At 58.2% G+C, this 11571-nt stretch carries 8 protein-coding genes; 1 reads left to right on the top strand and 7 read right to left on the bottom strand.

Features of this window, described 5'->3' with window-relative positions; translation table 11 throughout:
- Window positions 1-23: 23 nt before the first annotated feature.
- Window positions 24-2486 carry an alpha/beta hydrolase gene (locus ACUNV4_RS15390; RefSeq protein WP_430879468.1) on the top strand — a complete coding sequence of 821 codons (2463 nt, stop codon included), beginning with the start codon at window positions 24-26 and terminating at the stop codon, window positions 2484-2486.
- Between the two features lie 128 nt (window positions 2487-2614).
- On the opposite strand, the gene doeA is transcribed toward ACUNV4_RS15390, so the two are convergent.
- From doeA to ACUNV4_RS15355, 7 genes are all read right to left on the bottom strand, one after another.
- Window positions 2615-3781, bottom strand: coding sequence for an ectoine hydrolase DoeA (gene doeA, locus ACUNV4_RS15385; protein ID WP_430879467.1), 1167 nt, complete (start codon window positions 3779-3781; stop codon window positions 2615-2617).
- Window positions 3782-3820: 39 nt separating this feature from the next.
- Window positions 3821-4678, bottom strand: coding sequence for an ABC transporter permease (locus ACUNV4_RS15380; RefSeq protein WP_430879466.1), 858 nt, complete (start codon window positions 4676-4678; stop codon window positions 3821-3823).
- A 3-nt stretch (window positions 4679-4681) separates the two neighbouring features.
- Window positions 4682-6298, bottom strand: coding sequence for an ABC transporter permease (locus ACUNV4_RS15375; RefSeq protein WP_430879465.1), 1617 nt, complete (start codon window positions 6296-6298; stop codon window positions 4682-4684).
- 150 nt (window positions 6299-6448) lie between these two features.
- Entirely contained in the window at window positions 6449-7579 is a 1131-nt protein-coding gene (locus ACUNV4_RS15370; RefSeq protein ID WP_430879464.1) for an extracellular solute-binding protein, read from the bottom strand.
- 220 nt (window positions 7580-7799) lie between these two features.
- Window positions 7800-8915: an ABC transporter ATP-binding protein gene (locus tag ACUNV4_RS15365; protein WP_430879463.1), complete on the bottom strand. Its 1116-nt coding sequence runs from the start codon at window positions 8913-8915 to the stop codon at window positions 7800-7802.
- 270 nt (window positions 8916-9185) lie between these two features.
- Entirely contained in the window at window positions 9186-10913 is a 1728-nt protein-coding gene (locus ACUNV4_RS15360; RefSeq protein ID WP_430879462.1) for a sensor histidine kinase, read from the bottom strand.
- Between the two features lie 300 nt (window positions 10914-11213).
- Complete coding sequence (locus ACUNV4_RS15355; protein ID WP_430879461.1) at window positions 11214-11465, bottom strand: hypothetical protein; 252 nt, start codon at window positions 11463-11465, stop codon at window positions 11214-11216.
- Window positions 11466-11571 lie beyond the last annotated feature (106 nt).

Genomic DNA, 11571 nt, shown 5'->3' with positions numbered 1-11571 from the left:
TGATTCATCTTGATCCGACGATAGTGGGAGAGGCCGTCATTCGCAGAACATTTCAACGATTCGCTTGTCTGGCAGCACTCGGCCTGAGCCTGTTCTGCTTCACGTCACCGCTACGTGCGGAATCTCTGCAAGTCAGCGTGGGAGAGCTGGGCGAGGCCATCGACAGGCTGGACAGCGAGCCTGACGCCGTGCAAAGGCTGGTTCTGCAGAAGATCCGCGATGAGTTGTCTGCTGCGGATCTGACGCTGCGCGAAGGTGAATTGCTGTTCAGCGATGTCGCCACAGATCTCGTGGCCAGCGGTAGTTGCAACCGCACCGAGGTACGCACGCTGAACACGAATGTGACGTTGGCCTCGAATACGCATCTGTATCTGTCGCTGGAGTCCATCGATCAGCCCATTACACTGGGGCTGGAGCTGGATGCGCAAATCGTGGCACAGGGGCGGGCGAAGCAGGTCTTCGGTGTTCGCCTTGGTGGCTGTCAGGAGCTGGCCAGCGACAGTTTCAGTTTCGACGCCAGTGGTACTGCCTCCTTGTCGCTGCAACTGGAACTGCAGCTCAATCCCGTGCTGGAAGCCGACAGGCAGCGCTTGATTCTGCGCCCCGACATCAACTTGAGCGGCAATCTGATCCGGCATGATATCCGCGCCGACGTGGATGATTCACTACTGCGCGATGTGCTGGAAAGTGTGCTGGAGGACGAGATCGAAGATGCGCTGGATCAGGGGGAGATCAGACGCATGGTGGATCAGTTGCAGCAGGATCTGCTCTCGGCGCTGGATGCCGAACTGGGCAACGGCTTGCTGATTGTCGATCTGCCGGACCCGTCCGATGAGCAGATCAATCGGCTGTACACCCTTCTGTCTCCGGAGGGGGACTTTTCACTGTCCCTCGGCTATCTTCGAACGCATCGTCAGGAGCTGCTGGCGGCTCTGATACTTGGTGATGACGAGCGTCTGGAAGAGCTCTTCGGCGGCGCTGCGCAGTGCGAAGCTGCCGGTATCCTGCAGGTGCCATTGTTGCATCAGCCGGTTTATGCCCTTGATGAGGCAGGGTGTTCGGCTGTGCAGATTCCCGCCACTGCAGGCCCTGATGAGGAGCTGCTGGTCGAACAGATCAACACCACCACCTGGTACGCCGACGAGTCCTGTCAATTACCTGTGGATTTCAAGGCGAGCAGCACCGTGGATTATTGCCAGGCAGTACTCGATCCGCTGCGTCTGGGCAATGCGGCCTCATTCAGTAATGAGCTGGAACGCTGGACGCTGTCCCCCGGAACGCGCTTCGACATCGGCGCCGTGCCGCTTGACGGCAAATTGCAGCCCTTCACCCAGCGTGTGAACTACAAGAGTGTCAGCACGGACATGGGCCAGTGCGAACTGGAAATGCGTATCCATGCACCACAACCCACGCCTGACGACCAGTCTGTCCAGACTTCGGCGTTGCGTCCCTTGATCGCGTTTCACGGCGGCAGCTGGCAGCGGCGTTCATCCGGTGCGCTGGGTATCGAGTCGTTTGCCACGCAGCTGGTCAACCAGGGATTTGTGGTGTTCGCACCGTTCTATCGGCTTATCGGTGATGCAGAAGGCACGATGGAGTGCAACAACGCCACGCTCGAACAGTTGCTGCAGGATGCCAGTGACGCACTGACCTGGGTGTTGCAGAACGGCTCGGCCTACGGTGTCAGTGGCAAACCGGTGCTGTTCGGTCAATCGGCCGGTGGCCATCTGGCCGGGGTGCTGGCCGTGGAACGCGCCGCAGAGATTGCCAGTGCCGTACTGTTCTATGCACCGGTGGACTTCAGTGACTTCGTGAGACAACTGCTCGAAGGAGAAATCGACACCCGGACGGGGCAGCGTATTCTGGAAGCCGTTGTCGGGCAGACGCTGGAGAACGTGGATGTGACTGCGCCCCTGATTCAACGCAATACGCTGCCGGATCGCGTGCTTATCGATTCGGCTGCCAGCCCACCCAAACCTCTACCGCCGTTCTTTCTGCTGCATGGTGAACAGGATACGGTATTGCCCTATCAGCAGTCGGTTCGACTGTGCAATGCGCTGGCAGACATCTCTCTGGATACACCGGCAGTGCTGCCATCGGCCACTGGTGAGTTGCGACGCATACGCCAGTGCGGGACCTCAGGCAGTCAGTTGCATCTGATTGCCGAAGGTGAACATGCCCTGGATTTGTGCATTGCCGACGAGCTGTGCCTGGCCGGCAGCCCTGCCAGCGCAGAGCTGACCCGGGATTCGATCGAACAGATGCTCGACTGGATCACGACAGTGGCCGAGACCTCGGTTGCCGATGATGTCCCTGCGGATGATGATGCCAGTGGTGCGGGGGCAGGGCAGTTGGCCGGTATATCCAGTGGTGGGGGGAGTCTGTCCACAGGATTGTGCGGCGGGTTGCTGTTGCTGCTTGCCGGGCGACGACTGGCTGGGCGTGGTCATCGCAGACCACCTGCCCGCAATACAGCCACCCGCTGATTTTCCAGCAGTTCTTCAGGCAGTTCTTCAGGCAGTTTTTCAGGCAGTTTTTCAGGCAGTTTTTCAGGCAGTTTTTCAGGCAGTTTTTCAGGCAGGCGCTGTGGCGCTGGCGAGATGATTGCCAGCTGCTATTTGACGGTAAGGCCACCGGGGGTGGTGCACAGGCATTCCACACCGTTCTCGGTGATGAGTATGGGTTCGGTCATTTCGATGCCACCATCGTCGAGCCACAGCGCCGGCATGAAATGAAAGACCATGCCTGCTTGCAACAGAGTGCGATCACCGCGACGAAACGACATGGTGCGCTCACCCCAGTCAGGCGGGTAGGACAGTCCGATGGAGTAGCCGCAGCGGCTGTCCTTTTCGAAACCCAGCCTGTTCAGCGTGTCATTGAAGGCATTGGCAATGTCTTCACAGTAGTTGCCCGGTCGGGCCATCGCCAGGCCGGCACTGACCGCTTCCTGCACGGCATTCTCGGCCGCTCGATATCTGGCCGGCGGTTCGCCGAAGAACAGGGTGCGTGATTGCGGACAGTGATAGCGGCGGTAGACGCCGGCGATTTCGAAGAACGTGCATTCACCGGCCTTAAGGGGGCTGTCATCCCAGGTCAGGTGAGGAGCGGTCGCATCCATGCCGGATGGGGTCAGTGGGACAATGGCCGGGTAGTCTCCCCAGCAATCATCCACGCCCTTGATGCCTGCCGCGTAGATGGACGCCACCAGTTCATTCTTGCGCAGACCCGGTTCGGCCTGTTCGACGATGGTCTGGTGCATATGCTCGACGATGCGTGCAGCGCGGCGCATGCAGTCGATCTCTGCCGTGCTCTTGACCGCCCTTTGCCAGTTGACCAGTCCGGTTGCGTCCACGAAGCGATGTTCCTTCAGCCGAGTGCTGAGGCAGGCGTGGGCGGCAGCCGAGTAGTAGTAGTTGTCCAGTTCCACCCCGATGCTTTCCGCCTTCCAGCCCCGCTCCAGAATCAGGGCGGCCAGAGTCTCCATCGGATGCTTGTCCGGGTTCTGTACATAGCTGTCTTCGTACCCGACGACATTGTCATCGCTCATGATGACGGTTCGCAATGCGCCCAGAGCATCCATGGAGCGACCCCACCAGACGGGTTCTCCCGATGGTGCGATCAGCACGGCCTGATGCACATAGAAGGACCAGCCGTCATAGCCGGTGAGCCAGGCCATGTTGGATGGGTCCGAGATCACCAGCAGGTCGATACCTTGCGCCTGCATTGCCTGGCGTGTGGCACTCAGGCGAGCAGCGTATTCAGCGGGTGTGAAAAAGGCCATGATGGTATCTCCAGGTCAGCCGCTGTGTGTGGCAGTTGCTCAGTTGGGACTGAGTCCGCGCAATCTTTCGGATCGACGCCGCAGCATTTCGAGCACGCTCAGCAAGACAATGGAGATGGCAACCATGATGGTGGCCACCGCCAGAATGGTTGGTGATATCTGCTCCCGGAGTCCGGTGAACATCTGCCAGGGCAGGGTTTTCTGCCCTGCCGACCCCAGAAACAGCACGACCACCACTTCATCGAAGGATGTGATGAAGGCGAACAGGGCGCCGGAGACGACACCGGGTATGATCAGTGGCATCTGCACCTTGAAGAAGGTCGTGACAGGGTCTGCCCCCATGCTGGCAGCAGCCCGTGTCAGGGAGCGATCGAAGCCGACCATGGTGGCCGTGACCGTGATGATGACAAAGGGTGTGCCCAGCGCTGCATGGGCCAGCACAACGCCCCAGTAGGTGCCCTGCAATCCGATGCGGGAATAGAAGAAGTACATGCCGGCGGCGGAGATGATCAGCGGCACGATCATCGGGGAGATGAGGATGGCCATGATCGCCCGGCGAAAGGGTACATGGCTCTGAGACAGACCGATGGCGGCCAGAGTACCCAGAGCCGTGGACAGGATGGTGGCAGCCGGGGCGATCAGAAACGAATTCTTCAGCGCCTGCTGCCAGTCACTGTTGGTGAAGAAGTCATGATAGTGCTTGAGCGAATAACCTTCCGGGCTCAATGACAGCATCGCCGGGGTGAATGTGAAGAAGTTCTCGGCGTTGAATGACAGCGGAATGATGGTCAGTATCGGTGCAATCAGAAAGAACAGGATGAACCCACAGATGACGTAGCGGAAGGTGTAATGCCAGATACGTTGTCCGGTCGAGGCATAGGGAGGAAGTGCGCTCATGGATTACCCCAGCTTCACGTTGTCGATGCCCACGATACGATCGTAGGTCCAGTAGAGTGCCAATACCAGAATCAGCAGAATCGAACCCAGTGCGGCTGCCAGACCCCAGTTGAGTGACGAACTGATGTGATACGCGATCCGGTTCGAGATGAAGACTCCCGTGGTACCACCCACCAGTTCGGGTGTGATGTAGTAACCGATGGACAGGATGAATACCAGGATGGAGCCGGCACCGATGCCGGGGACGGTATTGGGAAAATAGACTCGCCAGAATGCCAGTGAATCGCTGGCTCCCATGGACTTGGCGGCTCTCATGTAGGTGGGCGAGATGGTCTTCATGACCGAGAACAGCGGCAGAATCATGAACGGCAGCAGGATATGCGTCATGGCTATGATGGTGCCGGTCATGTTGTTGATCATGACCAGTCTGCCGGCTTCGTTGATCACGCCCGCCCAGACCAGCAAGTCATTGATGACCCCCTGTTGCTGCAGCAGCACTTTCCAGGCGCTGGTTCTGACCAGCAGTGACGTCCAGAATGGCAGCAGCACCAGTATCAGAACCATGTTGGATGCACGTACCGACAGATTGGCCAGAAGATAGGCCACCGGGTAACCCAGCAGTATGCAAGTGCCCGTGATGACCAGACTCATGAAAATGGTGCGCACGAAGAGCTTCAGGTAGAGGCGTTCGTTGTCCGGTTTGCTTTCGATGCCGTCTGCGGTGCGCTCGGCATCGATGGCGGCCAGAAAATAGCTGTCCACGATGGGAGGGGACAGTCGCTGCATGGCCTGCCAGTTGTCGATGTCGGCCCAGCCTTTCTCGATGTCGGCAAACTGCGCCTTGAAATCATCGCTGGGAATGGTGTCGATCTGACCGAGCAGATTCCTGAACAAGGCTGCGGCTTCGGTATTGCTGCTGTTGGCAAAGGCCTCGATAGCGGAAGCCGGCTGGCTCGCAAGATCGTGGTACAGCGCTGCGTAGGTGAACCCGTGGGGCACCGTGGTGGATGGGTCAAGAGGCTCCTTTTCCTCGGATTCGTACCAGGCATTCCAGTTTTGCCATGACTGGGCCGTGGCCGGAAATTTTCCTGGCCAGGCCTTCATGTTGCGCAGGGTGGTCCAGGCTTCAGGCGTCCCCCAGGCGGGGTCGATGGCAATGAATCCTGCCATGGCAGCTTCGTTGTCCAGGCCCTTGATTCTGCGTCCGCTCTTGCGGAATACGCTGGAAATGCCGGGTTGGTCGTAGTTGAGACGGCTGCCCAGTCGGGTATGTATCTTGACTTCCTGCGCCAGCATCATGTCATCGGCGAGGGCGGCGAAAACCGCTTCGTCGGGAAGCTCTCCGCTGTCGGCGTCCCAGCTGGCCAGCGCTCGCACGGTACCGGGAAGGGTCTGTTCCACGATCTTGTTCTCGACGGAGCGGAACAGCATGTCACCGATCGGCAGCACGAAACTGACGAGAATGAAAACCAGCAACGGAGCGATGAGTAGCAGTGCGCGAAGCTTTTCGCGGCGCAGGGCGCGGGCCAGACTGCGTTTGAGAGGTTGTCCATCCTTGGTCAGTGGGTCTGACTCCTGGCTGGATCCGGAATTTGACGATACCGTGGTAGATGCGCTCAAGGCCGGGGTTTCCTCATTCCGATTTCAGTATTGGGGCTGACCATGAAGGCATTGTCCGGTCGCCGCGGCGAGGCAGAACGACCGGTCTGGTCAGGGTGTGTATCAACTGTCGGATACACACCCTGAATCCTTCCACCAGATGGTGAGGTTTTACTGAGACAACCAGGACTGGAACTTGGCGTCCAGATCATCGCGGTTGTCAGCCCACCATTCGTAGTTGTACAGGAAGGTATTGGTCGCATTGGCCGGGTCGGTTGGCATGTGTGGTGCCATGTCGATACCCAGATCGGCATGCTGTCCTACCAGTGGTGCCGAGGATTTTCGTGCCGGACCATAGGAGATGTACTTGGACTGATCGGCCAGACGCTGCGTGTCGGTCGCGAACATGATGTAGTGCAGTGCGCGGTTTCTGCGCTCTTCACTCAGGCCTTCCGGAATGATCCAGCCGTCGAGATCGAATACCTGGGCGTCCCACAGCATTGCGACCGGTTGCTTCTGTTCCTCGATCACCGAAAACAGACGGCCATTGTAGGTGGAACCGATGACCGCTTCACCATCTGCCAGCAGTTGCGGAGTTTCCGCACCGGCGGACCACCAGATGACGTCGTCCTTGATGGTAGCGAGCTTGTCCAGTGCCTGAGTGACACCTTCATCGGTGGACAACACATCATAGACGTCGTCCTTGGCAACGCCGTCGCAGATCAGTGCCCATTCCATGTTGTTGATGGGCCGCTTTTCCAGCGCTCGCTTGCCGGGGTAGGTGGCTGTGTCGAAGACGGCACAGACATTTTCCGGAGTCTTGCCACCCCAGGCTTCGACGTCGGTTCGATAGCCGAATGTCGTGGAATAGACGATCTGTGGAATGAAACACTCGGATACCAGCAGGTCGCCGAAATCTTCCGATGCAGGGGTTCCATCCGGCGCTGCAGCCAGTTGCTCGTCCGGATCGATTTCCATCGCCAGTCCTTCATCGCACAGGCGAATGGCGTCGGAAGCCACCACGTCGACGATGTCCCAGGTGACATTGTTGGCTTCGTTCATGGCGCGCAGTTTCGGCACTGCTTCATTCGATGATTCATCGTTGATGATCTTGACGCCGGTCAGGGCCTCATACGGCTTGCTGTAAGCCTGGATCTGAGAGTTGGAGTAAGCGCCTCCCCAGGAGACGATGGTCAGTTCGTCCACACAGTTTTCGCAGGGAGGGAGCTCGTCTGCTGCCGAAGCAGTCAGAGCAACTGCACTCAGCGCAAAGGCGCCGGTGAGTCCGTATATGATCTTCATGCAGTAATTCCTCGTTGAATTCATACAAAAGCCTAACATAGCCGGCACGACTGTCGTGAATCGTGCGCACCAATCAGGGGCGTTATCGCGCCCTGAAACATTGTTTTGCGAACCCGTTTGGTGCAATCGACCAAAAAACCGGAAATTTCATATCAGTTGTTCCATGTAGCCGGCTGTCGATCAGTGATTTGGGATAGTCAGACCATCATTCAGCGGAACATCAGCTGACCGGATCCAGTGCCTTGGCATCGAGCGCACTCCAGCCCAGTTTGTAGACCTCGCCTTCCACCGGAAGCGTGCTGCGGCCCCCGTTGGGTACCTTGACAATGAATTCGTCATTGCCCGCGACACTCATGACGATGCGCAGGTGATCCCCCAGATAGAGCACTTCCTTGACCACGCCATCGACGAGATTGTCGCGGTTCTCCGACGGCTGCAGTTCGATGCGTTCCGGCCTCAGGGAAATGGTGGAACGGGAACCCGGTTCACCGATATTGACCGCTTCGGCCTCGATCTGCGTCCCGTCATCCAGCGTCAGACTGCACAGATTGCCGTTGCGTGCCGTCACCTTGCCGGAAAGCTTGTTGTTTTCGCCGATGAACTGGGCAACGAAGGAGTTCTGCGGGCTCTCGTACAGTGCATCGGGCGATGACAGCTGCTGGATGACACCATCCTGGAAGACGGCGACCCGGTCGGACATGGTCAGCGCTTCGGTCTGGTCGTGCGTGACATAGACCACGCTGACACCCAGGCTCTCGTGGATGTGCTTGATTTCATACTGCATCTGCTCGCGCAGCTGCTTGTCCAGAGCCCCCAGTGGTTCGTCCATCAACACCAGATCGGGGTCGAAAACCAGTGCCCGAGCCACGGCGACGCGCTGCTGCTGGCCCCCTGAGAGCTGGGCCGGGCGGCGATTACCGAAGGCACCGAGTTCTACCATGTCCAGGGCACGCTTGACCTTGGCATCGCGTTCGCTCTTGCCCAGTTTGCGTATTTCCAGTGGAAATGCCAGATTTTCGGCCACGCTCATGTGCGGGAACAGCGCGTAGTTCTGGAAGACCATGCCGATGCCCCGTTTTCGAGGTGGCACGTTGTTGATGGGTTTGTCGTTGAGAAAGATTTCCCCGTGGGTCGCTGGCTCGAAGCCGGCCAGCATCATCAGACAGGTGGTCTTTCCCGAACCCGACGGGCCGAGCATGGTGACGAATTCACCCGGGGCGATATCCAGGTTCAGATCCTTGACGACGAGTGTGATCCCATCGTAGCTTTTTTGCACGTGGTCGAAGCGCACCGCCGCGCCGCGTACCTCCGTGGAGGTCTGGGCTGTTGCATTCATGGTGTCTGTCAGTCTGCTATTGCTGGAATATCAGGAACTACGGGAGATACCATACCGGCTTCGAAAAGGAATTACATGCTCCCGTGTGATCCCGGACAAGTACGAATACTTGAACCGATGATGCAGTGCACTTCACCATGGGTCAAGTGCTCCAGCCACTTTGATCAGGTAACGTGTCGTTGCGCACACTCGCCTCGATGAGACATGGAGGTCAGCTCTGTCTGCTGTGGAGTGCACGGTGGACAGAGAAGCCCGGGGGACGCAGTTTTCTTATTGATGTTCCGTCACTGTACTGCCGAGTTCTCTGTCCGGGGTCTGCTCGCTGTTTACCAGGTAGTCCAGCAACTCCAGCAGATCATGGTTGTTGACCGGCTTTTGCAGCAGCAGAACATCCGGATACTCTCGGGCAACCTCTCCCTCGGCCAGAGATTCTCCGGTCACGATGGCGATCGGCAGATCGGGCCTGTGCTCATTCACCCAGTCGACGACCTTCAAGCCCGAGTCGTGGTTCTGCAGCCTCAGGTCGATCAGCATGACATCAGGGGTCTGCTGAACCAGAAACTCCAGAGTGCTGCTCGAGCTGGCCGTGATCGTCACCTTGCAACCGACCGATTGCAGGAACATCTCGACGCTTCTCTGTACGGCTTCTTCATCCTCGACCAGGTGGACCCAGATGCCCGGCTGCAAGGTGATGTCCGGGCTCGAAGGTGACTCTGCTGCCACTGCTGCCGCGACCTGGCTCTGCGTGCAGCGTTTCAGGCAGATGGTCACGTCAGTACCCTTGCCGACGCGAGACGTCAGCTTGATCGTATGGCCCAGATTGCGAATCAGACGCTCGACGATGGACAACCCCAGTCCCATGCCGCGCCCCTTGTCCCGTCCCGGGTTGGAGACCTGGTAGAACTCTTCGAAGACCTTGTCGCAGTCCGCGTCGTCAATGCCGATACCGGTATCGCTGATGGACAGAGTGACCGTTGATGGGCTGGCCGATGCCTGTATGCGGACATGACCCGTGAACGTGTACTTGATGGCATTGCCACACAGATTGCGGATGATCTGAGACAACATGGCCGCATCGGTCCTGACATACAGATCAGACGGAAGATCGCAGATGAGCTCGATACGCTTGTCGGCAGCCAGTTGCTGCATTTCCAGTTTCAGCTTGTCGGCCAGAGCGGACAGATTGACGGAGCGAATGACCGGTTTGACGGAGCCGGAGTCAAGCTCCGAGATATCCAGAAGCGCGTTGAGCTGCGAGGACAGTGACGTGACGGCGATATTCATGTTCTCGACGATATCACTGGCACGCGGACTCATCTTCTCTCTGGCAATGGCGGCGCCCAGCATATTGAGCACATGCACCGGCTGGCGCAGATCGTGGCTGGCCGCGGCGATGAATCGCGTCTTGGACTGGCTGCTGGCCTCGGCCTCGCTCTTGGCCTGTTCGGCAAGCTGCAGCGCATCCGACAGGTGTCGCGACTGTTCCTCCAGTTTGATGGATGATTCGATGGACAGGGCAAACACATCGAACATGAACTTTCCGTTCAGCAGCATCGTGAGTCCGACTATCAGCACCGAAACGCCCACGGCCACTGCCAGGGCAGGGTGCATGAGCTGATCGATATTGGCTATCCACAGGATTCCGAGGGTACCCAACAGTGGGCCGATATAGCTCAGCAGAATGGGACGATAGCCGAAGTTGGTGCTATGGGAAATGGTGCACAGGCCCAGCAGAATGGCGGTCAACATGGCTCTTTCAAAGGTGCCGACATGAGGGTAGAAGTACAATACAGACCCTATGGTGCAACCGAGCACCAGCGTCAGCAAGGTGGCTACCACCCGTTTTCCTGCCTCACTGAGATCGGCATGTCGAGTGACTGCGCGCAGCAGGATGACACGCACCACAATGACACTGCAACTGGCAAAAACCCAGAGTTGCAGAAGTCGATTGTCAACCTTGTTGGTCAGAACCAGTGACGTGAACAGGATGGCGAGCATCAGGGGGATTGCAGCTCGGGCACTGTTCCGACTGCATATCCGCAATAGCTGTTCGCTGACTCGATCGGATATCCGGAAATGGAGCATCATTGCAATACCGTGCGTATGCTGGCCAGCACTAGTATTGCACACGGCAAGCATGCTGTGGGCCGAAGCCGCCACCTGCTACTCGATTGTACAGGTGGTGCTGGCATGCTGGCGTTCAGCGGTCCCGGTCATCCGTGCCGGTTGCCGGGGCCGCTCCGGCAACATCACCTCCGTGTCATGATGCTGCCGGTCGGGCTGTCTTCTGCGCGCTGTCTAGCGCCAGTGATGGCGGTTGCCGCCGCTGAAATTCTCGCTGTCGTACCAGTCGGACGGCAACTGCTGCGAGCCGTGAGAGTAGTGTCTGGCAGAGTGGTCGCGTTTGCTGCGTTTGCCCTTGCGGCGTCTGGCCGACGTATCCAGCAGCAAGGAATCCATTTCGTCATCGAGTTCCACTTCATCCAGGTCATAGCTGGCAAAGTCGTCGATGAAATATTCGTCAGGCAGAGTCTTGTAGGTTTTTCCCATGTCCATACTCCAAGAAAATGTGCGCTCGCACGAATGCAATATCGGCTGGGGCGGGGTCGGGGTCAAGCACCCGACATGGGTTGAAAACGACAGGAGTTAGCTAACT

The organism is Granulosicoccus sp. 3-233 (assembly GCF_052681095.1).
Note: the sequence above shows the minus strand (reverse complement) of the source record. Positions and strands in the feature narration are given on the sequence as shown.

Bases quoted from the DNA above. Each gene is read 5' to 3' on its own strand.
- ACUNV4_RS15365 (WP_430879463.1), bottom strand. From the start codon at position 8,915: ATGAATGCAACAGCCCAGACCTCCACGGAGGTACGCGGCGCGGCGGTG.
- ACUNV4_RS15355 (WP_430879461.1), bottom strand. From the start codon at position 11,465: ATGGGAAAAACCTACAAGACTCTGCCTGACGAATATTTCATCGACGAC.
- ACUNV4_RS15380 (WP_430879466.1), bottom strand. From the start codon at position 4,678: ATGAGCGCACTTCCTCCCTATGCCTCGACCGGACAACGTATCTGGCAT.
- doeA (WP_430879467.1), bottom strand. From the start codon at position 3,781: ATGGCCTTTTTCACACCCGCTGAATACGCTGCTCGCCTGAGTGCCACA.
- ACUNV4_RS15360 (WP_430879462.1), bottom strand. From the start codon at position 10,913: ATGCTCGCCATCCTGTTCACGTCACTGGTTCTGACCAACAAGGTTGAC.
- ACUNV4_RS15370 (WP_430879464.1), bottom strand. From the start codon at position 7,579: ATGAAGATCATATACGGACTCACCGGCGCCTTTGCGCTGAGTGCAGTT.